Raw genomic sequence first — 24,099 nt, forward strand, 5'->3', positions numbered from 1 at the left:
ACAATGTTGCAAAAGGCTCTTTCACTTTCATCTATTGCCGTAAAAGCGATGTGTACTGTGATGGCGGGGTGGAGTTTGTTTGCGGGAGGGGCGTTTAGCGCCCCTTTAGTTGAACCGCAAACTACATCTCCTAGAATTGTTACCGCTGGCGGCAGTATCACCGAAATTGTTTTCGCGTTAGGACGAGGCGATTGGGTAATTGCTACTGACAGTACCAGTATGTACCCAAAAGAAGCGGCAAGTTTAACTAAGCTTGGGTACTTTCGACAGCTCAGCACTGAAGGAGTATTGGCCCAACAGCCCACAATGCTGCTAGGAGCTGAGGCGACAGGCCCAAGTGTTGCGCTTGAACAAATAGCCCATGCTGGCGTAGAGGTTACTACCTTTAACGTAGACAAAAACTTAAGTGGCCTTAAGCGCCTAGTACTGGATATTGGCGAAAAACTATCGGCAAGTGATAACGCCATTACCCTTGTTCACGATATTGAAAAGAAGGTAGAGCAACAAAAAGCGCAGTTCGCAGATAAAACCTTAGCGTTCAATACGCCAATTAAAGCGCTTTTTGTGGTGGCGAATAATGACAGAGGAATAACGGTTGCGGGTAAAAATACTGTGCCCCAAGCGCTATTCGATACGCTGGGTATCGTTAATATAGGTGCAGCAGTGGAAGGTTACAAAGTGATGAGCGCCGAGTCTGTGCTGATGCAAAATCCTGATATTGTGATTGCCGCTGGGCACATGCTACGTGGGAAAAGCGCGAAGGACGCCCTTTGTACGCACCATGCGTTGGCAGCCACCTTTGCTGGTATCCATTGCCTGGTTGAAGCCATGGATAGCAGCATAAGTTTGGGCCTTTCTCCGCGCTTTGATGTAGCGCTTCAGCATGTTGCAGAGTATGCAGAAAAAGCTATTGAAATTAAGCAAGCGCAAAACGCGGCTAACAGTAGTACGAGTCAATAATGCAGTTATCTTCGGCAGCTAAGCACAGTGATAACCTAGCTGATAAGCCAGGCGATAGTGCGTCTATGTCTGTGGTACTTCAGCTTATTAATGCCCGCGCGCAGCGAAAACGTATTGGCATAGGAATATTGGTTGTATTGCTGTTGCTCTGTGCTTACGTGGGGTTAACCCACGGCAGTCTACCAATTGATATTGAACAGCAACTTCGATACTTCATTGGCGGCGCAAATACGGTAAAAAATACGGCAGCAAATGCCACCCATTGGTATGTGTTGTCTGAAATAAGGCTGCCGAGGGTGATCATGACAATGCTGATTGGCGCGCTTCTAGCCGTATCTGGCTGTGCAATGCAGGGGCTAGTGCGTAATCCTCTTGCCGACCCTGGTTTAATTGGTATTGCAGGTGGCGCAGCCGCAGCCGCAGCTCTTAGTATGACCATAGTACCTCCCCTCATCCCTGCGCTTGAGTCTATATGGGTAGCCATGTGGGCCTTTGGTGGTGCACTACTTTCTGTATGGACAGTGCTTCGGTTTTCAAATGGGCCGCAAGGCGTTTCAGTAGCCGCGCTTATTTTGGCAGGGGTTGCCATTAACGCCTTAACCGGAACTGTGATAGGGGCTATTAGTTATGTAGCAAGCGATGATGCACTTCGCCAAATAAGCTACTGGACCATGGGTAGCCTTGCCGGAGCAAGCTGGACGCTTTGTGGTCTTATAGCGCTAGCTGGGCTTGTTGCTTTTACTGGTCTTATGAAGTCACGTAATGCGCTAAATTTACTCGCGCTTGGTGAAAAAGAAGCGGCTTATATGGGGCTTAATGTTACCCGATACAAACACTGGGTTTTATGGCTGGTGGCGTTCTCAGTAGCACTAGCGACGGCGCTGTGCGGCATTATTGGCTTTGTAGGATTGGTAGTGCCCCACATGTGCAGGGCAATTTTTGGTGTAAATCACCAGGTGCTAATACCTGCCTGCGCACTAATGGGCGCGTTGCTATTAATGGTTGCCGATACATTGGCTCGTACCTTATTTGTGCCTATGGAAATACCTATTGGTATTGTTACATCAGCAGTAGGGGCGCCATTTTTCCTTTACTTACTGTGGCAACAACGCCGCATATTTAGTGGTGGGGGGAGCTAAAATGAACGTGGAAATTCTAGAGCAAAGCGACAATGGTAACCGGTTAAACACGGTGTTGCTCACATTAAAAGATTTTGTGATAGCCAGAGGTAACACGCGTTTACTTGAGCAAATATCTTTGTCATTTAACACTGGTGAGTTTACCGCGATAGCGGGTGAAAACGGATGCGGTAAATCTACGCTGTTAAGTATGCTCAGTGGTGTAGAAACGCCATCTGGAGGAACGCTAACGCTTGGCAGGAAAAAAATTAGTGCGCTAAGCGCGAATCAATTAGCAATACAGCGTGCAGTGATGGCACAGAGCGCGTCGACGCCATTTGGATTTATCGCCGACGAGTTACTCCATTTGGCGCGGTATCAGTACGTTGAGTCATTGGAACAAAAGAGTCGGTTGATTCATGGTATTGCCGAGCAGTTTGACATTACGCATTTACTTGCTCGCAATATTCAAACCTTATCTGGCGGGGAAAGGCAGAGAATATTGTTAGCTAAATCTATTCTTCAAATAATACCGAGCGACCAAAACGAGAGTTTGAAAGGCAAGCTGTTGCTGTTAGATGAACCCACCTCAGCCCTAGATTTACGCCATCAGAAACTCGTCATGCAGCAACTGGTCGCACTGCGGGCAAAAGGGCTGTGCATTATTTGCGTAAGTCACGACCTCAATTTAATTTCCCCTTATTGCGACAGACTCATTTTACTGGGTGAAAAGCAGTGTTTAGCCGACGGATCACCTGAGCAAGTACTTACTACCGATATGCTATCTCGGTGCTATCACACCCAGTTAAACCTAATTAAAAACGAACAAAACCAAGTTTTCGTGACACATTAACTTTCGCGTAAACCGAAAAATCAAGAACGGAGTTAACCATGAGCATGCAAGATATTGCATTTCAAGCAAAACAGCTAAGCCGCAGCCATCACAGCGGTGTATTGGGTACGCATTCAACATCAATGCCCGGCTATCCTTTTGGTTCGGTTGTACCTTATTATTTAACGCCTGCCGGTGACGCAATTATCTACATCAGCGATATCGCACTGCATACGCGTAATATTAAAGCGAACGACAAGGTTAGCTTAACCATATTCGATGCTAGTGAAGACGACTCTCAGGCGAATGGCCGGGTGACTATTATGGGGAGTGCGGAGCTTGCGAACCAAGATGACGTGAAAGCGCAGTATCTTCGTTTATTCCCACAAGCTAAAAAATACGAGCAGACCCACGATTTCAATTTTTACATTATTCGTACTGAACGAGTACGTTTTATTGGTGGTTTCGGAAAAATCCACTGGGTTGATAAAAACTATTGGCGCGTTGAAGCCCAAGACTGGCATAGCGCACCAGAGGGCATGATCACCCATATGAATGAAGACCATCAGGACGCGATGCAGCTTATCTTGCAGCATAAAGCAGGTGTAAACGTTGAAGCGCCGATAATGCACAGCGTATTTCCAGAAGGCATGCATTGCGGTACAGAAAAGCAGACTTGGTTTATTCCTTTTGAGGCGCTATGCATGTCGTCAACGGACGTACGAAAAGCGTTAGTGAAACTAACCAATGGCGCACGGAGTGTGCTTAACGTACCCAAAGCGGTGTCGTAGCCTGACCGCATGATACTACATCCGTACGGAGCGGCTTTTAACGTGAGTCGCTTTTGTGTTAGAAGGTTTGAGCTTGCAGCTGCCGACACAGTCCGTTTGTTATAAACAAAGCGTTGTTTTGCAGCAGTAAGCCTGCTCATTGGTTCACCGTAAATTGACTTATACCTCTCCTTCAACGAGCGTTTTTTTAGCCATTAACGCATCGGTTAAAAACTGCATCAGCAATTTTACTTTAGGCTGTTCATATAAATCAGGGTGAGTGAGAAGCCAAATATCGTATTTCAACACGGGCCCGCTGCCCGGCAGTCGCACTAGGTCGGGGTGTGGGTCGCCCATGAAACATGCAGCTCTTCCCATACCCACGCCGTTTAATATAGCGTGATATCGAGAGATGATGTCATCTATTGCTATTCCAATTGGTACCTCTGGGTAAGGCGATTGTGCTAGCCATAGTGGCCAGACTTCATTCTCTAACGGCGCAATCCATCGCCAGTCTTTACGGGGTTTATTTTCACAGTAATCTTTGTGTGCATAAAAGCACAAGCCTAGCTTGTAAAGTCGCCTTCCAATTAAGTGTTCCGGTAATTTAGGTGCCCCGCGTATAACGACATCCGCTTCGCCTTTGTCTAAGTCGGCGAATTTTGTAGAGCTTTTCACTTTTAATTGAATAGACGGATAAAGCCGAGCGAACTCACCGAGTTCTTTGACCAACAAAAACTGCGACATGGGCTCGCCCAGTGAGAGCGTTATTGGGCCTGCGAGTTTTTCATTACTTGCGCAGTAAAGCCGTTCTGAATCACGAATAACACTTTCAACCTGCATAGCGGTGGCGACAAGCTGCTCGCCAAACGGGGTAGCGCGGTACCCGCCGGGAATGCGCTCGAAAATACTGGCGTTATATTGCTTTTCCAATAACGCCAAGCGTCTTGCTACCGTGGTATGAGTGGTTCCCAAAGCTACTGCGGCCGCTCTTAAGGTTATCGACCTGTGAAGGGCAAGAATTAATGCGTAATCATTCCAATCTTTCATGGAACGATAATGCACCATTGTGAACAAAAAACAAACCGTGTTTTGGGGTGATTCACTTGTTAATGTATTCGCATAACTACAAAGTTAACTATTAAAGAGAGAGTTGAAATGTTACTTAGTTTATTAAAATTCAGAGTTTTAGGGTTCGGGTTGTTAAGTTTTTTGTTTACCTCCCCCGTAATTGCTGACGAAAAAGAGAAAGTGTTGTCGGTGCATTTTAATCCAGGAGCGGTGATGCAGCTTATTGCACCTGTAACTGAAGCGGAAAAGCGTCCGCTGCGAGACAAGTATTTTGAATTGGGAGCATCAACAGCACGCGAATACGGGTATACCCAAAATGGGGTGCTTGTCGTTGAAAAAACGCTAATAGGAACCTTTAGTCCTAATGTTTTTGTGGTAAGCCAGTGGCCTTCACTTAATGCACAAAAATCATTTCAATCGCTACCACTGTTTAGCGATATAAAGGCATTAAGAAGAGAGGCATGGGAGGCACTAAAGCTTTATGACTATGAGGTAAGTAAGCCTACCACGCTGACATTTTCAGCAGACAAGGTATATTCAGTTTCATTGGCCTGGGTGAACCCCAAAGCACCTAACAACTATTATGCTTTTATCGACAGCTTTTCGGAAAAAGCGCAAGCGTTGGGCGGTAAAGTAGTATCCAAAACTCAGGGTATATCACTAAGCGACCATAACCCCTACGCTGTAGCGCCACAGCAAATTGTGATTATAGAGTGGAATAGTACAAATGATATTGAGGCGGTTCTTGAATCATCAGAATATGCAGCGCAGCTAGAAAAGCTTAAAAACGGTACGGTAGATTTTGAACTGCATGCAGTGCGCCCAAGGATTTAGCGTTAAAGGCGTAAGCGTATTGCTAAAGCGTTGCGTGTGTAAACAAGCGATAATCAGTTAACTATTTTGACTCGATAAGCCGAATCCAATGATTAAAAACGCCTACGTTTTCCAAGATGATTTTCACACACATCAGAATTGGTACTGCTAATAGGACTCCTATCACGCCCCATAGCCAGCCTGTGATGGCTATCCAAATTATGATTATCAGCGGGTTGAGCTGCATACTGCGCCCAAGTACGGCGGGTGTAATCAACTGAGACTCGACAATGTTTAATGTTAAAAATACACCGGCTGGTAAAAATGCGCTGCCGGTAAGCCCAAATTGAACTAGACCCACAACGAGCAACACGAGACAACTTGCGATACCGCCTAAATAGGGTACAAAGTTCATCAAAGCAACCAGCGCTCCCCACAATAATGCATCTTCAATTCCGAAAAAATGAAAGGCACCAGCCGTAGCCAGCCCTAAACAGGTGTTTATGATACTTATCGTTACTATGTATGAAGAAAGCTCTCGTTGAATTTGATCGACCAACACTAATGCTCGTCTTTTATCCGTGACCACTGGAAAATCTCTAATGAAAACGTGGAAGAGGTTTGGACCGAAGACTAGTAAGAAAAAGATCAATACTACGCAGCCAAGCACTTGCGCTAGTAAGAAAGGCGCACTGCTGAAGAGGTTCAAACCCATATCAATGCCACTTTGCTTGATCTTGTCGGTCACTGAATTTGAAGTATCTGGCGGAGTAAGCACCTGTTTATTAGAGTCATCGTCGCCAAACCAGTCAAAAATAGAAGGCCCCTTTTCCTCGGGAGCGGCCTCAGGCGGTGACGTATAGGCATCAATGCTACTGCTAATTTCTTCTATCTCTTCTGTTATCTCGGCAGCTATTTTAGGCAGTGAATGCATCCAGCGTTCGGCGGGTTCAGCAAGCTCTAAAATAAGCAACGTGAAAGGGGCTATCAATAGAGCAATCAATACACCTGCTGACATTGTCCGTGGTACATATACTTTTCGAGCAATGGCAACAAGAGGACTTAATAGTAAAGCGATAAAGGCAGAAAAGAACAGCGGGATAAGTAAAGATTTCGCCAAGTACATGGTGTAAATAAAAGCGAAGATTACTAAGGTATTCAGCAATTTAGTTTGCTTGGCTATTTTAGGGTACGCACCAGTTAAATTCTTTTTTACTTTTTCGTCGTTAGTAGAACCAGCGTTATCCATGTCTTAGCCTTGGGTGAGAAGCGAAATTTGCGCGATTTTTTCGTCAATCTTGGAGAAGATAGAGTATAAATATTACGAAAATTTCATGTTTAAGGTTCAATTTCTTCAAACCCTAGTCTTCGTATATTATTCGACAATATTTGGGTGATCTGTATAGGCAAGTAAATCACTATTAAAAGCATACATGGATTATTGTCTTATGGAGAGGGCTAATGTCTCGTATTACTCGTCGTCACTTCCTTCAAATAGCGGGTTCAGGTTTACTCCTTGCCCACAGCCCTTATTTGTTAGCTCAGCCACCTAAGAAGAAATTAGGCGTAGCCTTGCTTGGCTTAGGCAACTACAGCACAAATTTATTAGCGCCAGCGCTACAGCACACCAAGCATTGCGAGCTGCGAGGCATCATCACGGGTAGCGAGGAAAAAATTCCTAAGTGGCAAAGAAAATACGGTATTAAAGACCCCAACGTATATACATACAGCTCAATGGCAGAAATAGCCAATAACGACGATATCGACGTTATCTATGTCGTTACCCCCACAGGTACGCATAAAGACTTCGCAGTGCAAGCCGCAAATACGGGGAAACACGTGTGGTGTGAAAAGCCAATGGCCATGGATAGTGAGGAGTGCCAGGCCATCATCGATGCCTGTAGTAAAAATAATGTGACTTTGTCTATCGGCTATCGCATGCAGCACGAACCTAATACACGCACTTTTCATCAATACCTTGAAACTAAACCCTATGGAGATATAACCGCAGTATCGAGCTTCGCCGGTTATGCGGGGCAAGGCAGAGCGGCAGACAACTGGCGCATGAAAAAGCATATGGGAGGCGGCGCACTCTATGACATGGGCGTTTATGCGATAAACAGTGCGCGCTTTTTAACGGGGCGTGAGCCCTTGTCTGTTACCGGTAGCCACCCTCCTCAACGTTTCCCCGAAAAATTTACTGAAGTTGATGAAACTACCTTGTTTACGCTGGATTTTGGCAACGGGCTGGTGGCAGATTGCGGTACTAGCGTAGTAAAAGGGTTTAACCATTTTAAAGCAGACTGTGAAGACGGTTGGTATCAATTAAAACCTATGCAGAGCTACAACGGTGTTACGGGTACAACATCTGATGGGAAAACACTGCCACCTATTGACGGCATGCAGCAAACACTTCAAATGGATAACGACGCTCTAGCCATATTAACTGGGCGCCAGCCAATGGTAACCGGTAGTGAAGGGCTTGCTGATATTAAGATTGTTAACGCTATATTTAAAGCGGCGAAAACGGGTCAAACGGTAACGTTGTAAGGCTTTTTCCTTGAGTCATTCAACGCCCAGAGAACTGATTAGCGAGTTTAACTTTTTCGTATAAGTTAATTGATTAAACCATAGAGATATCTCGGCCCCGTGCACTAAACCTAGTATGGCCCCTAAAACATAACCACGATGCACGTTGTCACCGCCCACATTAGTGTTTGCTATAAGCGCTCTTTTCGGATTATCTGCGTAGCGGTATGCGAAATACAAAACAGCGGGCCAGGCGTCTGAGATATAACATGCCGGCGAATACATTCGCCCTACAACTTCAATATCGCTTTTGTTCTTCGCCGTAAGGGACGCCAAGTTCAGCCCTGCTGACTTACTCGCAATATCTTCTAAAATGTTTTTGGGTGAATCATCTTGGCGGTGCGCTAATTTGTATATAAGTTCAACGTAGACATCGCATACCGATGCTAATGACTCATCGGGATGCGTTAAATACAGATGCTTTCGGCACAGCTGTTGGATCTCGTTAAGTGCTGTATTCTTAGCTGCTTCTACTATCGCCAAAGGTGTTACTGACACAAAAGCGCCTATTGAAGCTGTATCATGGGTAACTGCTCCACATTTTTCTGCCGGAATGCCTTGCTCAAGATTCGCGAAGAAACCTCTGTGATAAGACTCGGCATAGGTGTCAGAGTGCTTAGGCACATCAGCGCGCATAAAGCTAATATATTGGTTTAAAAACTCATCTGAATCATAGCCTTTAAGGGCACAGGTTAGAACGATACGAGCACAGTGGGCATTAAGCGTATTTTCACCAGCTTTCATTCCCTGATGGTAATGAACGTTGTCTTTACCCCAGTAGTGTCTTTTTTCTTTTAGAATGACCTCTCCCACTATCTCTTTTGGGCTAGCTGATGCTTTGTTTGCCCGTCCACCTTGCTGAGTAGAGTGTAGCGACATTATTGAAGAGGGGTGAAGGGATGGCGCATCCTCAAATTGTTTTACCCCTAATGGAAATGCTTTGTAAATATCAGCAGGGTTGTAAAACCAGTGCACCGGCATTGCGAGTGCGTCGCCGACGAATGCGTTTTTGAGTGCCGCTTTCGCTCGCTCGATCATTAGTGAAGCCATCTTTCCTCTCGCCTGCCAACTAACTCATTTGGATGGGTATGCGTGTATTAACTCATTTAAATTACGCTCAAATGGCTAAAAATGATCGCTTCAATGCTCGTCAAAAAGCGACTTATTGCGAATGTATTTCCGCATGTAGTGGTAGGTAATAGGGCGCAACAACCAGCTTTTAAGAGACATTAAAAATCGCCTGTGAGTAGGCGTGTTTTCATAAATTTTATCGTCGTGCAGCCACAGCATTTTACCTACATGCCAGAAGTAAAAAGGGAAGGGAGGCATAAAGGTAATTACGTCTAAGTCGCAGCAAATACGGTAGGTTCTGTGGTGTAGCGTGTAATGCTTGTACCAAGAGCGGGTGCCGACGGCAGGTTGTCCAAAGGTAACCACTCTTTTTACCGACTTTGGGAATCGCCTTTCGAAATAATCGGCCATTAACACAGCGACCGCACCGCCAGATGAATGACCAATAAAAGAAAACCGCTTGCCTTGCTCGCGAAGGGGTTCTAACACTTTAACCAGTAGTTCTCTAAGCGGTAGTGCGTCTTCTGAGGTTTTCGTACTTGAATACATTGGCTGAGCCAATAGCCGCGCAAACCCCCAGTGGACCCAGAATTTTCTGTTTAACTGATTGAGTTTGTTTGGGATGAAGAATAAATTCGCTAGCCAATCTCTTACCCCCAATGATCCACGAAAAACGATGATGACTTCTTTTTTTTTCTCAACCCACAATATTCTTACGCTCATTCTGCCGTACTTATCGACAAGATGACGTTCATGAAAAGGGTCTAGTATTTTCTGATATTGTGCGGCTGCATCAGGGTAGGCAAGTTGGCAGAGAATGGCATATCGTTCGTATTGATAGCGTTTCAATTTCTTCATGAAAACTCATATCGGAGCAATGTGCATTTTGAAATAGTGCGTTTGACGGCACTTTCAGAGAACCTTATACGCTATAGGATATTTATTTCAGAGATATGACGGCGAGAAATATTTGGATAAATTTAGCATGAAAGGGCTCTATGCAATTGCGGTATATCATCAATCATAGAGCCTAGAATCCGTTCTTGCTTTTAATGCTTAGTCTGCAATCTCAGCAGCTACAACAGAGATTTCTACAAGCAGAGCCTCACGCGCCATATCGGCAGTAACGCAAGCTCTAGCCGGTGCATAACCCTCAGGTACCCAGTTATCCCATACCTCATTCATTTTCGCAAAATCGTCCATGGTTTTAAGATAAATGGTCGCTGAAAGCATATGCTTTCTATCGCTGCCCGCTTGAACAAGTAAGCTATCTACTTTATCAAGCATGGTTTGAGTTTGATGAGTAATATCTTGCGTGGCATCTGCGCATACTTGCCCGCATAAGTAGATGACGCCATTATGCTTCACAATGCGACTCATGCGCTGCTTAGTTTCCATTCGTTCAATGTTCATTAATTAAAGCCTTTTAAGAAGTGAGAAGGGTTTGTGCTGAGCGACTTTAATTGGTTTGGTGGGTTACTTCAATTGTTACTCAGTTCCAAACGAAGTAACCCTGAAGAATCTCGGCATGTACAGTTAAGAGACTATATTCCAGCACAACATTTGCACTGGATTCATTAGTGAGCGAGTATTTTCTATAATATTATTTGTGCATACCGCGAATAGGGTAGTTGTTATCAGGATTACGAATCCAGCCCAAACCACTTACTAAGGTCTCTAACTCAGGTCTAACAAATGGGTTGTTAGAAATATCAGCAACGTGCACATTGCCTTCATTGTTCACAACAAACAGCGCTGGCTCAGAGAACGGGTGATCAGTTTCTTGAGGAGATCTTGGATCAGAGATATAAACGCCTAATTCTTCCATCTGCTCCACCGTTAAGCCGCACGCAATTGGAAAGTTGATATCCAATCTAGGCAGGTGACTTTCAAGCTGCTCTTCACTGTCGCCAGACACTGCAATAAGGTCTACGCCAATTTCGGCTAGATGATGCCTAACACTTTCAAGTTGATTGAGGTATCGAGTGCAAAGCGGGCAATGTTGCCCTCGGTAAATTACCACCATTTTCCAGTCAAGACCGTTCTCAGGTGTCGCTAACTTTATAGTGTCGCCATTTAACAGCTTTGCTGAAATATCTGGAAAAGCAGAACCTGCATGTAACTTATTGGTGTATTCAGTACTCATGATAATTCCTTAAAAATGCTTGTTGATGTGGGCTTCAAAACGTTTGAAATAGTTTTCTACATCGGCGTTTTTCATCACGTCAAAGCTGGCGAAAGTTTCAATTGGCTTCATGCCAAAGAACTTAAAGTTCATATGCATTGGAAACAGTAAATCGTCTACAGATTTACCTTCGAAAAACTCTTCGCTGTCGTTAAATGACTCTTCTGGAGCATTGAAGGTTAAAGACATCATATATTTAACTTCGGTAAGGGTACCGCCTGTGCCGTAGTTTTTCTTCGGCGCTTCTTCAACGCGACCGTCGCCGGCACATAAGGCGCCACCCATACCTGCAGTGTATATTTCATCCATGTACTTTTTGAATGACCATGGCACACCCATCCAATTAATTGGTGCCTGTAGAAGAACGATGTCAGCCCACTGATGATGGGCCAACTGTTCTTCAACGTTGTGTTCTTCGGCCATTGTCACTACGCGAGTGTTATAGCCTTTAGCTTCAAGCAGCGTTACCGCTTTATCGACGAAAGACGCGTTTAACTTGCCTTCTGAAAAAGGGTAATACTGGTGTGCATTGATAATTAGCACATTGCCTGTCTTTGTGGTGGTCATCTCAAAACTCCCAAAAAATTGAATAAAGCTTATTGCTCATAGGTGGTTTATTTTAGTGACCTTTTAACTTTAAACAACTAGTGGTGTTTTGGTGACTATGTTGGGGATTAATGGGATATTGTATAAATTGACTTTGAATCAATTGGTTAAGTGATTAAAGAAAGTGGGTTGTCGAGCGAAGTTTATTGCAGCCTTCAAGCGCTTACTGCAACGAAGCTTATTTTTATTGCTTCTAGGCAAACAGTAAATTTTCACTCTATTCAATTAGACAAGACTTGGTGTATTTCATTTCTTAACCACCTTCTCATTGGGTCCTGATGCGTGCGTCCATGCCATATTTGGCTAATGTTTACCTTTGGTAAGTCAATCGGACACTCATGTATGGTTAATCTGTCAAAAGTGAAAGCATACATTTTTGCGATAGACTCCAAGCACACTAAAATGCAGTTTGTATCTTTTGCAATAAGCGGGGGCGTTAAAAAACTTGAAACGCCAGCAACAACATTTCTGGTTAAGTTTAGATTACGTAGTGCTTTATCTACTATTCCGTCAAGATCTCCGGTTAGTGTGGTGACGATATGCCTAGCGTCTAAAAAAGTGTTTAGGTCTAGTTGCGCTGTTGGGGCAAGTTTTTCGCTGCTACTTAAAACAACAAAAGACTCGTCTCTTAGTTTTTGCTGATAAAAGGTATCAGGTAACTCATTGTAAAAGCCTGCAATAGCTAAATCACATTCGCCTGTTTCCAACTCTTTTTTGGGCACTTTGCCCAAGGTATTGTGGCAGACTATCTTAAGGTTTGGTGCCTTCGTTTCTATTCGCGTTAACAGATCAGGCAATAACAGTTGCTCAATAAAGTCTGTCGTATATATGTGAACAATATCTTCATTAAGTAAAAAGTTTTGAGATTCGAGTTGATGATATAAGCCTTCGATAGATTGAACGGCTTGCAATACGAGCGGCGCAATTTGTTCAGCTAATGGGGTTATGGTTAAGCCTCTAGCTGCCCTCACGAAAAGCGCGTCATCGAATTCATTCCTTAACTTATTTAGCTTATGGCTAAGTGCAGGCTGGCTAAGAGCCATGCGTTTAGCTGCATTGGATAAGTTCCTCTCTTCAAATAAAACCTTGAATACATAAAGTAAGTTTACGTCTTTGGTTGAGATATTCATAAATTGGATTGGTGTTATTTAACCTATTCATTTCTTGTGATTCTAGTTTGTACTTAAACTTCCCGTCAATTAATCACTGGAGGTAAGTATGAATAAGTTACGTTTAGGTATTGTTGGTTCAGGCATGATAGCGGGTATTATCGCAAATGCAGTAAAGCAGGTAGAAAGTATTGAATTAGCAGCCGTGGCAAGTCGCCGCCCGGTTTCAGCTAAAGCATTTGCTGATGAGCATGGCATTAACCTCGTGTTTGATACATGGCAAGAGATGTTAGCGTCAGACTCGATTGATGCAATTTATGTAGCAACACCAACGGCAAGCAAAGAAGAAATTGCGATTTATGGCGCACAAAACAAAAAGCATTTGCTGGTGGAAAAGCCTTACTCAAGCGCAAAGTCACTAGAAAACATGATAAATGCTGCAAATGTGAATGGTGTTAGCTTTATGGACGCCACGCATTTTACCCATAATCCTCGCACTAAAGTTATTAATGACATAATGGAGAAGGAAATAGGCGCACCGCAAGCGGTTAGAACGTCTTTTTTCTTCCCATTCATGGATAAAACCAACATCCGTTTCGATACCTCAAAAGAGCCGACAGGTGCAGTGGGTGACATGACTTGGTATTCAATGCGGGCCATTGCCGAATATTTGAAGCCAACGGCACCGCTAAAACTTATTTCTGGCGCTATTGTTAGAGACGAGGAAACCAATGCTGTCATAAGAGGTTCGGGCGTTGCAGTGTTTGAAGATGGCAAATCGTCTACCTTTGACTTTGGCTACAACGTTGGAACGTGCTTGATGGATTTAGATATTCTGGGTCATGAGGGGGTATTTAGCATGTCTGACTATGTACTTGACTGGAAGAATGGTTTTGCATTTGATAACCAAGACCATGTTGTCGGCTTTACTAAGCGCAAAGAAATGCAGCAGCCCAGCGAACATCAGTATATTGAAGCAGATTCCTCAGAAGCGCAGTCAGTCTTTATGATGAGAAATTTCGCGGCGCTAACATCAGATGTGGAATCGGCCGAAAATGCAAAAGCGCAACACTTGGCCTTGTTAACTCAGAGGTTGCTAGACGCATATTGGGATGCAGTGGCATAGAAGAGCAGACACCTAAATCGGGGCTTGATTGGTCCCAATGCGGTGAAGCGAAACTCGGCCGCCACGCTTGCGTGGCGATTTGCTGAATTCTAGACACAAAAAAACCAACTGAAAAGTTGGTGTTAGTAGTAACTATCGTCGAAGAGTAGAAAAATGGTGGCCCCACCCTTCCTAGAATTATGCCAATTTAGGCATTTTTAACGGGGTAAGGGCCACTCGAACCCCCGTTTTATCAGTCTTTATTCCACTCTGTTCCACCTTAATTTAAATAATCGAAGTGGAACAAAGGTGGAACATGCCAGAAATAATTAAGAACCTAACCGATAAATTTTTATGTGATATCAAGCCTAAGTCATCGAGCCAAATTTTTCGCGACAAGCACAGAACCTATTTGAAATTTGTTGTGCGGCCCAGCGGCTCCAAGAGTTTTTACTATAGAGCAAAAAAGAATGGGAAAGACCTAAAGCGGAAGATAGGTGATGCTTCGACCATGAGTTTAGCAACAGCAAGGTTAATTGCAGATAGTCAGCATTCGGGATTCAAAAACGAGAGCCAAAAAGACGTTTCAGTACCGAGCAGTATTAAAAGTCTTACTGTTAACTGTATGTTTGAGTTGTATCGAGAGAATGAACTTAAACATAGAAGAACGGTTGCTGGCAGAAAACATGCTCTTGAAGTTGCGTATAATCTTCATGTCAAAGCCAACCTCGGCCATCGTGTTGTTGCACAGCTGGATAGAAAAGAAGTTCGTTCTTCCGAGAACTCGAAGATAAGGGATATTCCGCTCACAACAAAGCAGTATCAGTGTTAAAAGCAGCGTGTAATTATGTCATCGATTTTGAAGATGCAGGATTAATACTTAATCCATTTGAGCGCATTAAAAAGATGCCAGGTGTAACGAGAAGCCGATATCTTACTCATCAAGAGGCTGGACAGTTGATGAAAGCATTGGAACATGCCTCAAATCAGGACGTAGCTGATATATATAGTATGGCACTTTTCACTGGTGCTAGGCTGACAAATGTGAAGACTATGGAATGGAAAGATATCAACTTAAGTAACGCTGTTTGGTTGATTCCTGCGACTCGGACAAAAACTAATCAGGTTTACGAAATTCCGCTTCACCCGCTGGCAGTTTCTCTTCTTAGAAAACGTCAAAAAAGTTGTCTAGGTAACCATTTTGTATTTCCATCCAAGCAGAAATCAAAATGCGGCTACATAACAGGTGGCGACTCGGAGTGGAAGGTGGCGATTAAATGAGCAGGCCTGTATCATGATAACCCTAATATTCGCCCCAGACCACACGACCTCCGAAGGACATTTGCAACATGGCAAATTCAGTCGGGGGTTGATGTTAGTGTGGTTTCGAAGGCTCTTTGCCATACATCGTTAAAGCATACAATGGTTTATGCATATGCCAATATCGCTCAAGTTAGAAACTCAATTGTCGGAGCGTTTGACAATCTCAATGTAAACTAAAATAGCTGCTAGTGCCCTAAAGTAACTTAAGAAAATAGCGCGTTTTCGCGTTCAATCTTCTCAGCTTTGGGCACTAGACACCTTATATAAAAATCTGTAATCTTCGTCGAAAATAATAAAGTGCGTATAGAAAAACTAGATTTTTTATCAGCGCTAACAAGAACAAGGAAGTAGTATGAGCAATGAAGCTTTGAAAACGCATCTAGCAAAACTGGAAGATTTGCGAATATCTGCAAAGTCTAGGGATGATATAGCTAGTGTTGTGGAAGAAATAAAAGAATATTCCAAATCAGGTTCCTATAACTTTCAACAACCGTTTGTTATCTATCTATTATTTATCTCCTTTTTCCTCACCCTAATTATTTATGCAAATTCGACCTCTGATGAAGGGCTTATGCTTGCAGGTGCTTCATTTATAGTATTCATAGGTAGTGTTTTTGCGTTTTTCTCAAAGAAAAAGCAAGTAAACAACGTGGGAAGAAACCTAGGGCATACGGCTTTAGCTTTAGCGAATAATTTAGTTCCTAATGAAGCTTTTAACGGGCGCGAATTATGGAAAGATTTAAAAAGACAATTCCGCGTGTTCAGAGCTGGCGATGAAAGTCAGGAGATTACAGCGTTCTACGACGGGAAGACAGAAGATGGAGCATTCTTCCAATTGTTCGAATTCAAATATGTAGATGTTACAGAGGAAGAGGACGAAGACTCCGACGGAAACAAAACAACCACCAAAAGAAGAACTACGCATTATGAATATGGTGTCCTTACCCATATGCCATCTTTGCCTTTGATGACAATTAATACGAGAAGTCAGTTCAAAGAGAAATGGGACTCGGCGAGTAATGAGTTCAACAAAAAATTCAAGATAAGGTGCTCCAATCCTGTAGAAACAGCAAAGTTTTTCAATCCTGCTTGCGTACTTAAATTTGAAGAGTCATTTAAGAATATACGTTACCTAGATATGACCCCCTCTTCATATGTTTGTATATCTGCTAAAAGAGATATATTCCCGAAAAGCTTTGGTGTCCCCCATATCAAGAAAACTGATGAGTACATATCGTATTTGTCAGCCCCTCCAAAAATAGAAGCCCTTAGAGTATTAAGAGACTTTGTTGATTATTCGAACTCAAGAAGCGTTATTAAAAAGGAAGCGGTTTAATGGGTAATATTGTCCCATACCTAATAATCGCGATAGTTGTCATCTCAATTATCGTAATGTACAACACAATTATAGGAAGAATGAATCGGGCGAAGCGAGCTTGGTCGGATGTAATAACCTACGAAAAGCTAAAAACTGAGTTAATACCAAAATTAGTAAGTCTTACAGAAGAGTTTAAAGTTTTCGAAACAAGTTTTATCGAGCAAGTTACAGCCATGCGTACAGCAATATCGTCAATCTCTAAAGATGATATTGATATCGAGAAATTGAACGAAATTGAGGCTCGCTCTAATCAGGTTTTTGGTACGTTTAAGGCCGTAGCAGAAAGCTATCCAGAACTCGGATCAACACAAGTTGTAAGAGATCTACTTAGTCAAATTGCAGATAAGAGTGAAAATGTTGCAGCTGCGATAACAATTTATAACCGAAGCGTTGAACAGTTTAATAATTCTGTTGAGATGTTTCCTATTAACATCGTTAACGGTCTACTTGCCAAGAAAGAGAAGCTTAAGACCTTCACTCAATCTGGACTGACAGATGAGTACGATTATAAACCTAATTTTTCATAAAGGGATTACTCATGAAATTTTTAAGATACTTACCACTATTAAGCTTAGCGCTAGGGTTTAGTTCTATTGCAAAAGAAACTGACTATGCTTGTAGTTTTGTAGATATGAGAGGAACACTTGTTGCAAAAGCTGACTTTGAAAATAAGAATGTTGGTTCAATAACAATAAAATATTTAAATGGCAGTGAATATTTTACCCATGATTGGACAACGCATATTGGTAACGACAAAAAAAGTTTAGCGGTTGAAAACGGTCCCAATGCAGTGATGGTGGTTGTTGATGGTATGTACAAAACGAGGTTTGAGTACGATTCTGGCAAAGACAGCGGTTATTTTTGGGTAAACCAAAGTAACAAACAAGATGCGTGGAAGCTTAACTGTATAATACGAGAAGCCTAGCTTTCGAAACAATTTTTTGTGTTAATCGTATTGATTTAAATGTATTAGCTCAGACCTGGACTGGCAGTTACCCCATTTTTCTGGTGTCGGCGTCAGATTAGGTTTGAGCTAATACAGCTAATTCAATTGATATTTTTTGAAAGAAGTTTTACTCCACGGACGGTGGCTCTAAATAGCGCAGATTTTGATAAGCATTAAGCCAAGGAGTGTGATTCATAGACATCATTTCACTTTTCGTAGTTGAAGATCACGCTGATAATTCGATAGCTGAATGCGCTCATTTTCAGTTTCGTAGTTAGCGTGAACGTCTTCCCAAAGCGGTGTTTTTTCAAGGCGTTCACATACGATATCCATTGGAGTTTTACCTTTAAATGAGCCGTGAGCGCGTTGCCAATTGTAGTAATGCTGCCACTCAGGTAACGTTTCATTTTTGAGTTCTTCCAAATCCAAATTAACGGTCGAATAAAACTCTTCTTTGTCAGTTCTTTGTGACCTTTCAACCTTGCCATTTAAGTGAGGTGAGCCTGGCTTATTAGGGCGAAATTTAATGCCATGCTCCATCAACTTGAGTTGTACTTTTTCTGCAAAAAACTCCGTTCCGCGATCTGTTTGAACTCGCTGTATCGGGAATGGCATTTCTTCTATTACCTTATCGATGAAGGTAAGAGTATTGGCTGCTGTTCTACGTTTAAAAACGTCCAACACGCGATATCTAGAGCAATCATCAACAGCAGTATATTGATAAATCACTGGTGCAATTTTGCATGTATCCATCTGAACTCGGTCGCCAGGAATAGGTCTTTCATATCGAATGAAGTCTTTTTTCTTCCGCTGAAAAACTATTGGTTTTACTTCGTGTTTGGTCAGCACTTTGTGAATTGAAGCAAGCGATAACTGAAAGTTATGCTCGCGAAGCAGCTCATTTTGAATTCTTCTGGCACCAAGTTTTCTATCTTTTCTGAGTTTGAGAATCCAGTCTTCAATTCGATTGTCAATTTTAGTGTTAGGGGAACTGTGCGGGCGTCTAGAAACGTCTTGTAGGCCTTCTAGTCCTTTCTCTTTGTATCGCTTGTACCACTTTCGAAGAGTGGGCCTAGAAATTCCACACCGACGACAAACTAGGCCCGCATTATTGGTTTCTTCGTAAAGCTCAATCCATTTCAAAGTAGCTTAATAATAGACTGTGTACTCTACCATTCTCTTCAAACCCCACTCCAATATTAAGCTTTTCTCCAGAGGCTAAATTAGGAGTCCATCTGATATTGAACCACTCCCCTCTAATCAGGTTAATATCACTACTTTGCGTAAATAGCTTTTCTATATCACTCATTTATGCCACCAGTAATCCAGTTTTATTTTTCATTCTTGAAACACTGAGGTTGGCTCGGGTCTCTAGAAAGTTGTGGAGGTGTGATGAACAACTTTCGTCAAGTAAAGCATTAGTCCACTTTGTTAACTTATCCTTAGCTTCCTCAAAAGCACGAGAATGCTCTTTACTTGATTCAATTAGTGACGCAGATAGAGGTAGTGGATAATTTCTTTCATACAAGCCGTCGAGAAGCTTATTTTCATACTGTCTTTCGACGATTAACTGTTCCTTGGTCCATCTTTCGGAAACTGGAACATTACCATGATCAATGATGGAGAAGTCATTATTCCCCCTAACAGTTAAATTGCCTGTGTTTCTATCCTGATTAGCAACCCAGTCATCAAAAGCAAGCAGGCGCGGGAAAAACTTCCATTGTTTTAAGTTTTCTAAGCACCTCTGATATGAGATTAAGTCTTTCATGTTTAGAAAAGTATTTGGCGTCGGCCCTGAATCTTCGCTTGCCCACCCTAAGTAATAATCACCTATACAGTGGAAATCGCCTTTGAAGTTTTTTTCTACTACTTCCTTAGGTATTTGAATGACAGCTACTTTTTTAGGCTGTGGAATGCCTGTCGCATGGGCAACTAAAAAGCCAGTAATTTCGTTTATTAGACCTTTGGGGTGGCAAGTAGGGTATGCTTTAACGAAAAATCTTCCAGCGATATTGTTAACCCACTTAACACTTGCCAAATGCGTCGCGGCCATTCGTCCGTCAGATGAATATTCCAACGGGGCAATATACTTATCGAAGGGTTACACTTTAATAATATCGCCCATTTGAAATATCCTTTTCATTGTTTCTTGCGGCTTTTGTTTTTATAGCGTAACACTAACATCAGGTAAATGGTTTGCATATTTGAATTATCAAACAGCTTCTTTATCCAATTGAACCTTGACTAAAACATTTCTATAAGTAGAGGTTTTCAGAGAGTAACATTGACAAAAAGGGTGGAATAATTAGTCTATGAAGTGGAATAAAAGACTTATGAAAGCGCTACAAGCCTTGTTCTTACAGGTTTTTTTGGAAAAGATGGTGGCCCCACCCTGACTTGAACAGGGGACCTGCCGATTATGAGTCGGATGCTCTAACCAACTGAGCTATGGGGCCATACTGAGATGCGTTGTATTGTTATATTTGCAAATTGTTTTGCATAACAACCACAAGCGAGCGCAAGTATAAGCAGTTTTAATTGCCTTGTCACGTCTCGCTGGTAGCTTTGTGATTTGTTTGCTTTATTTTTGTTCACTAGCCTATTGTTTAGTCCTTTTAATCGGCAGTTGAACACGGCGCAGTCCAAATGCCAAAATTAGACCGCAAATACTCAATAGGGTCGTTGTACCGCCACCGCTCGAACTATTTGAACTATTTTCAACAGGTACACTTGCTGGGCTTTCATTTACGTTAACTACCACGGTATCGCTAGAGCTAACGCCAAATTCATCAGTTGCATTTAGGGCAAATGTTAAGTTGCTTGCGTTCGCAGGGGCGGTGAAAGACATAGTTAATGTGTCAGCGCTGTTTATTGCAACTGTTTCGCCAGCGGTCTGTGTCCACTCTATGCTCGCCAGATTACCTTCAGGGTCTTGTGCGCTGCCTGTAAGTTCAACGCTTGCTCTAACATCGGTGTCTACGTCAGTGCCAGCATTTACTATGGGGGCTTGATTACTTTCATCATCCTTTATGACAATGAGAGTTTCCGCAACACCGCCAAGAAGGTTTGCATCTTCTGCTGTAAGTACTAAACGAAACTGTTCGCTATCTTCTTCAATACTGTCGTTGATGAGCGTTACCGTAACCGTTTTGTCGACAGTGTCGCCGTCGCTCCAAGTCAGTGTGCCAGACTGACTTACAAAGTCTTCACCGCTCACTGCTGTGCCATTTTCTAGTGAATAATTCACGCTAACTTCACCTTCACTTCCGCCCTGACGAGCAAGTCTTAAAGTAAGTTCAGGATCGGTCTCTAGTACAGCGCGTTCTGCCGTGTTTAATTCAACTTTTCCTTGTTGCGCTGTGCCAAGTATAGTCACTTGTGTATAGCCGCTACCCGAGGCAATACCGCCGCCTTGGGGGTTAAATAGCCTTACAAAAAGTATTTCATCACTTTCAGTATCATCGTTAGCGCTTACGCTAAGTGTAATGTTTTTAGACTCGGTATCATTTGCGCCCCAAGTAAGCTCGCCAGAGGCTTGCAAAACATCGTCACTTGTAGCTGAGCCCGATAATACCTCGTAGTTTACCGATATGGCACTGTCGCCGCTTTTAGTAACGGGAAGGTTAAATGTTGTATCGGCTTCTGTCTCATAACTACTTTGTGAAACCGCCACAACAGTTGCCGTGGTAAGCGTATTGTCTTTTAAAACAAACAAGCCACGCTGAATATCGCTGACTAAGATATTACCGCTAGGTAAAAATGGATAAACGCCCCAGGCACCGTTGAAATTAGTGCTGTTAAAAGCAGGGTAGGTGTCGAAGAAACCTACTTCTTCAGGTGCGGTTGGATCTGAAATGTCTAGTACGGTTAAGCCACGTTCGTAATTCGACATGTAATAGCGGTTGCCTCTTACGTAGCCGTTGTGATCAATGGTGCCGTTGTCACTGGTCCAAACGCCCGCCAGTACGGGCGCAGTGAGCGATGAAATATCAAAAATCATGACCCGAGTATTCAGGCTAAAGTTACGCTCATCCAATTCATCGTGAACAAATGCGTATTGCTTGTCTTCACTGAACCAGCCGCTGTGGGTATAGGCAACTTCGTTGTAGCTAGTGCTACTTAGCTCTGACGTACTGTCAGTATCGGTATGATCCCAAAGGCGCATTGAGCCTTCGTTGAAGTCAAGCATTACGGTACATCCAGATGCGGTTGCATTTACGCATTCCGCTTCAGCTCGTGCATCGGTGATGTGCATTGACGATGCGTCGTGAGTGTAATCTGCTCGAGTAAGTTCGCTAGGTACATAAGAGGCTGTTGGTGCTTGAGGGGAACTCAGTGCGTAAGAGCGAAATGCGCCGCCATTGCTATCTTGGCCTACTAAGTGAAGCTGAGGTATTGCGCCGGTTAGCGGTATGTTCAGTGAATAATCAACATTAGAAATGTAGATGTTATGTGCGCGGTTGTCATCGGTATTGCGGCTAACTAGGCTTATGCTTTCAGGTAAGTCGTTCAGGTCGATTATGGTAAACCCTTCGGTTACACTGTCTGCACTGGCGTAGGCATAAGCTTTAAAACGACCCGCAGCGCTATCAAAATATTGGTATACCTTAATGTCGCGCCAAGATGTACTCTGCCCAGTAATTTCTCCCACAACCACGGGGGAAGTCGGTTCGGTAACATCTACAACCGCTATACTGGCCTGCATACCAACGATGGCGTACTCTCTACTATTGTTTAGATCCACATGCCCCCAGATATCATTAGCGCCTTTTGATACCGATGACAGTACGCTAACCGGGACGTGGGAAAGTAAATCGATGTTGTTGCACGGGTAGTCCGCAGCCGTCCCATCACTACAGCTTTTATTCGCGCTAACGGTAGTACTTACTTCCATATGTTGTGCGGTTAGTGATGAAAAAGGTACTGTTGCTTTACCATCAACAATAGTGTCGAAGCCTTTTTGGTACAATGCTTCTGATAGATATACGGGTACGTTTAGAAGCGTAGTTTTGTGCAACGCAGGCTTTTGCGCTTGGAAGTGATCTTTACGAGAAAAGCCGCCAAGCACAGGAAGAAGACTGTCGTTTAGAACTTGAGCTTGCTGTGCGTTGTCGAAAAAATACTGACCTTCAGCGACTAAAATTTTATCGCCTTTATTGGCCTGCCTTGCCGCGTATGTCAGGGTTTTACAGGGTCTGAAACGGTTGTCACAGTTTCCTGTGTCAATGCCGTTTTCGGCGACAAAGCGTGCTTTGTCGTGGTCAGTGTGAGCCTGTGCAGCTTGACTCATAAATGTTAAAAGCAGCACTATTAGCGTTATTTGTAATGCATTCATCTTGTCGTCCGTGCAAGTATTAAAAATTGCTGGTTGTTTAAAAAATTACCAGATAATCAAAGGAAGTACATAAGTAAATGAAAATGCCTTTTCGCATGAGTGTCATGCCTTCGTTACTTTTAGCGGCGTTCGTGTCGTTAGTGGGGTGTGATTCAGTAAACTTCAAAGGACGTGAGCCCGGCGAGATTCCGTTTAAGCTTGTGGGTATTGATACGGGGGCATGTCCAATGATAATGAGTATTGGGCAACAGCGTTGGAATGTGGATTATTTCGGCTTTTATCTCAGTAAGCCTGAAGTACGCATTGACGGAAAGTGGCAGCGCGTTAAGTTTAAACAAACAGAATGGCAAACGGCGAATGAAGCCCTGCTGAAATTCCACAACAAATGCAGCAATCCTGACGACGCAAACAGCAAAATTGTATTGGATGTGTCCGAAGAGCTATTGAAACTATCGACGAACTTGCGTTTTACTATGGGACTTCCCTTTGACGTAAATCACGCTAACCCGCTTACCCAACCCTCGCCTTTAAACGACAGCTCAATGTTCTGGAGTTGGCAAAATGGTCATAAGTTTCTCAGGTTAGACGTTTCAAAAAATGGAACAGGAGATCGTAAATGGTCTTATCATTTGGGCAGCGTTGGTTGTGATTCTGAGTCAGCTGTCAGGTCACCTGAAAAATCCTGTGCTTTTACTAACCGTGTAGAGTTTATTTTACCGATGACTCAGCTTGATACCGATTTAGACCTAGAGATTTCTGTGTCTAACATAGTAGCGCAAGTTGATTTAAACGAGGCGCCAAGTTGTATGTTTGAATCTCCTGAAACAGAGCCGTGTGAAAAACTGATTCAAAACCTTGTGCATCGGCCTTGGATCAAATGGCAATAAA

The 24,099-nt window shown here is 43.1% G+C and carries 24 protein-coding genes, 1 tRNA gene and 1 pseudogene; 13 read left to right on the plus strand and 13 right to left on the minus strand.

The annotated features are described in order from the left end of the window. Positions 1–3: 3 nt before the first annotated feature. The 4 genes from ACYX4M_RS10975 to ACYX4M_RS10990 are packed head-to-tail and all read left to right on the plus strand — an operon-like array spanning position 4 to position 3,701. Positions 4–960, plus strand: a complete 957-nt coding sequence (locus ACYX4M_RS10975; protein ID WP_476080134.1) for a heme/hemin ABC transporter substrate-binding protein — start codon at positions 4–6, stop codon at positions 958–960. Further along, positions 960–2,099 carry a FecCD family ABC transporter permease gene (locus ACYX4M_RS10980; protein ID WP_476080135.1) on the plus strand — a complete coding sequence of 380 codons (1,140 nt, stop codon included), beginning with the start codon at positions 960–962 and terminating at the stop codon, positions 2,097–2,099. The genes ACYX4M_RS10975 and ACYX4M_RS10980 overlap by 1 nt, the downstream gene beginning before the upstream one ends. Before the next feature lies 1 nt (position 2,100). Beyond that, positions 2,101–2,931: an ATP-binding cassette domain-containing protein gene (locus ACYX4M_RS10985; protein WP_476080136.1), complete on the plus strand. Its 831-nt coding sequence runs from the start codon at positions 2,101–2,103 to the stop codon at positions 2,929–2,931. Between the two features lie 38 nt (positions 2,932–2,969). Next, positions 2,970–3,701: a HugZ family pyridoxamine 5'-phosphate oxidase gene (locus ACYX4M_RS10990; RefSeq protein WP_476080137.1), complete on the plus strand. Its 732-nt coding sequence runs from the start codon at positions 2,970–2,972 to the stop codon at positions 3,699–3,701. 159 nt (positions 3,702–3,860) lie between these two features. On the opposite strand, the gene ACYX4M_RS10995 is transcribed toward ACYX4M_RS10990, so the two are convergent. Next, positions 3,861–4,730: a LysR family transcriptional regulator gene (locus tag ACYX4M_RS10995; protein WP_476080138.1), complete on the minus strand. Its 870-nt coding sequence runs from the start codon at positions 4,728–4,730 to the stop codon at positions 3,861–3,863. Between the two features lie 108 nt (positions 4,731–4,838). Here ACYX4M_RS10995 and ACYX4M_RS11000 point away from each other — a divergent pair, with 108 nt between their 5' ends. Next, positions 4,839–5,585: a hypothetical protein gene (locus ACYX4M_RS11000; RefSeq protein ID WP_476080139.1), complete on the plus strand. Its 747-nt coding sequence runs from the start codon at positions 4,839–4,841 to the stop codon at positions 5,583–5,585. A 61-nt stretch (positions 5,586–5,646) separates the two neighbouring features. On the opposite strand, the gene ACYX4M_RS11005 is transcribed toward ACYX4M_RS11000, so the two are convergent. Continuing rightward, complete coding sequence (locus ACYX4M_RS11005) at positions 5,647–6,813, minus strand: AI-2E family transporter (protein WP_476080140.1); 1,167 nt, start codon at positions 6,811–6,813, stop codon at positions 5,647–5,649. Between the two features lie 212 nt (positions 6,814–7,025). Between ACYX4M_RS11005 and ACYX4M_RS11010 the strand changes: the two genes are divergently transcribed. Next, a complete protein-coding gene (locus tag ACYX4M_RS11010; RefSeq protein WP_476080141.1) occupies positions 7,026–8,114 on the plus strand; it encodes a Gfo/Idh/MocA family protein in 1,089 nt (362 codons plus the stop codon). A gap of 15 nt (positions 8,115–8,129) precedes the next feature. Here ACYX4M_RS11010 and ACYX4M_RS11015 read toward each other — a convergent pair whose 3' ends face one another. From ACYX4M_RS11015 to ACYX4M_RS11040, 6 genes are all read right to left on the minus strand, one after another. After that, complete coding sequence (locus ACYX4M_RS11015) at positions 8,130–9,203, minus strand: ADP-ribosylglycohydrolase family protein (protein WP_476080142.1); 1,074 nt, start codon at positions 9,201–9,203, stop codon at positions 8,130–8,132. 90 nt (positions 9,204–9,293) lie between these two features. Next, positions 9,294–10,082 carry a lipase family protein gene (locus tag ACYX4M_RS11020; RefSeq protein WP_476080143.1) on the minus strand — a complete coding sequence of 263 codons (789 nt, stop codon included), beginning with the start codon at positions 10,080–10,082 and terminating at the stop codon, positions 9,294–9,296. A gap of 198 nt (positions 10,083–10,280) precedes the next feature. Continuing rightward, on the minus strand, positions 10,281–10,637 hold the full coding sequence (locus ACYX4M_RS11025) for a RidA family protein (protein ID WP_476080144.1): 357 nt from the start codon (positions 10,635–10,637) through the stop codon (positions 10,281–10,283). A 190-nt stretch (positions 10,638–10,827) separates the two neighbouring features. Next, positions 10,828–11,370, minus strand: coding sequence for a redoxin domain-containing protein (locus ACYX4M_RS11030; protein ID WP_476080145.1), 543 nt, complete (start codon positions 11,368–11,370; stop codon positions 10,828–10,830). A 9-nt stretch (positions 11,371–11,379) separates the two neighbouring features. Continuing rightward, positions 11,380–11,976: an NAD(P)H-dependent oxidoreductase gene (locus ACYX4M_RS11035; protein WP_476080146.1), complete on the minus strand. Its 597-nt coding sequence runs from the start codon at positions 11,974–11,976 to the stop codon at positions 11,380–11,382. A gap of 260 nt (positions 11,977–12,236) precedes the next feature. Next, the gene (locus ACYX4M_RS11040; RefSeq protein WP_474809484.1) at positions 12,237–13,145 is read right to left on the minus strand and encodes a LysR family transcriptional regulator; all 909 of its coding nucleotides are present in this window, start codon (positions 13,143–13,145) and stop codon (positions 12,237–12,239) included. Between the two features lie 88 nt (positions 13,146–13,233). On the opposite strand from ACYX4M_RS11040, the gene ACYX4M_RS11045 reads away from it, so the two are divergent. The 6 genes and pseudogenes from ACYX4M_RS11045 to ACYX4M_RS11070 all read left to right on the plus strand — a co-directional run bounded on the left by ACYX4M_RS11045 (position 13,234) and on the right by ACYX4M_RS11070 (position 17,855). Continuing rightward, positions 13,234–14,250: a Gfo/Idh/MocA family protein gene (locus tag ACYX4M_RS11045; protein ID WP_476080147.1), complete on the plus strand. Its 1,017-nt coding sequence runs from the start codon at positions 13,234–13,236 to the stop codon at positions 14,248–14,250. Positions 14,251–14,545: 295 nt separating this feature from the next. Then, positions 14,546–15,061 (plus strand): Arm DNA-binding domain-containing protein, encoded by a 516-nt coding sequence (locus tag ACYX4M_RS11050; protein ID WP_476080148.1) that lies wholly within the window; start codon positions 14,546–14,548, stop codon positions 15,059–15,061. A gap of 128 nt (positions 15,062–15,189) precedes the next feature. After that, positions 15,190–15,729: pseudogene (locus tag ACYX4M_RS11055) on the plus strand (site-specific integrase). A gap of 175 nt (positions 15,730–15,904) precedes the next feature. Further along, entirely contained in the window at positions 15,905–16,888 is a 984-nt protein-coding gene (locus tag ACYX4M_RS11060; protein ID WP_476080149.1) for a hypothetical protein, read from the plus strand. Beyond that, positions 16,888–17,457: a LemA family protein gene (locus ACYX4M_RS11065; protein ID WP_476080150.1), complete on the plus strand. Its 570-nt coding sequence runs from the start codon at positions 16,888–16,890 to the stop codon at positions 17,455–17,457. Before ACYX4M_RS11060 ends, ACYX4M_RS11065 begins: the two co-directional genes overlap by 1 nt. An 11-nt stretch (positions 17,458–17,468) precedes the next feature. Beyond that, complete coding sequence (locus ACYX4M_RS11070) at positions 17,469–17,855, plus strand: hypothetical protein (RefSeq protein WP_476080151.1); 387 nt, start codon at positions 17,469–17,471, stop codon at positions 17,853–17,855. A gap of 222 nt (positions 17,856–18,077) precedes the next feature. Here ACYX4M_RS11070 and ACYX4M_RS11075 read toward each other — a convergent pair whose 3' ends face one another. From ACYX4M_RS11075 to ACYX4M_RS11095, 5 genes are all read right to left on the minus strand, one after another. Further along, positions 18,078–19,019, minus strand: coding sequence for an IS481 family transposase (locus ACYX4M_RS11075; protein ID WP_476080152.1), 942 nt, complete (start codon positions 19,017–19,019; stop codon positions 18,078–18,080). Beyond that, on the minus strand, positions 19,006–19,185 hold the full coding sequence (locus ACYX4M_RS11080) for a hypothetical protein (RefSeq protein WP_476080153.1): 180 nt from the start codon (positions 19,183–19,185) through the stop codon (positions 19,006–19,008). The genes ACYX4M_RS11075 and ACYX4M_RS11080 overlap by 14 nt, the downstream gene beginning before the upstream one ends. Further along, on the minus strand, positions 19,186–19,929 hold the full coding sequence (locus tag ACYX4M_RS11085; RefSeq protein WP_476080154.1) for a HipA family kinase: 744 nt from the start codon (positions 19,927–19,929) through the stop codon (positions 19,186–19,188). It abuts the gene before it with no gap. Positions 19,930–20,255: 326 nt separating this feature from the next. Then, positions 20,256–20,332, minus strand: a tRNA-Ile gene (locus ACYX4M_RS11090). 143 nt (positions 20,333–20,475) lie between these two features. Further along, positions 20,476–23,211 (minus strand): choice-of-anchor B family protein, encoded by a 2,736-nt coding sequence (locus tag ACYX4M_RS11095; protein WP_476080155.1) that lies wholly within the window; start codon positions 23,209–23,211, stop codon positions 20,476–20,478. A 77-nt stretch (positions 23,212–23,288) separates the two neighbouring features. Between ACYX4M_RS11095 and ACYX4M_RS11100 the strand changes: the two genes are divergently transcribed. Continuing rightward, positions 23,289–24,098 carry an MbnP family copper-binding protein gene (locus tag ACYX4M_RS11100; RefSeq protein ID WP_476080156.1) on the plus strand — a complete coding sequence of 270 codons (810 nt, stop codon included), beginning with the start codon at positions 23,289–23,291 and terminating at the stop codon, positions 24,096–24,098. The last annotated feature ends 1 nt before the right edge of the window (position 24,099 follow it).

Source organism: Alteromonas sp. ABV4_150, assembly GCF_056311745.1.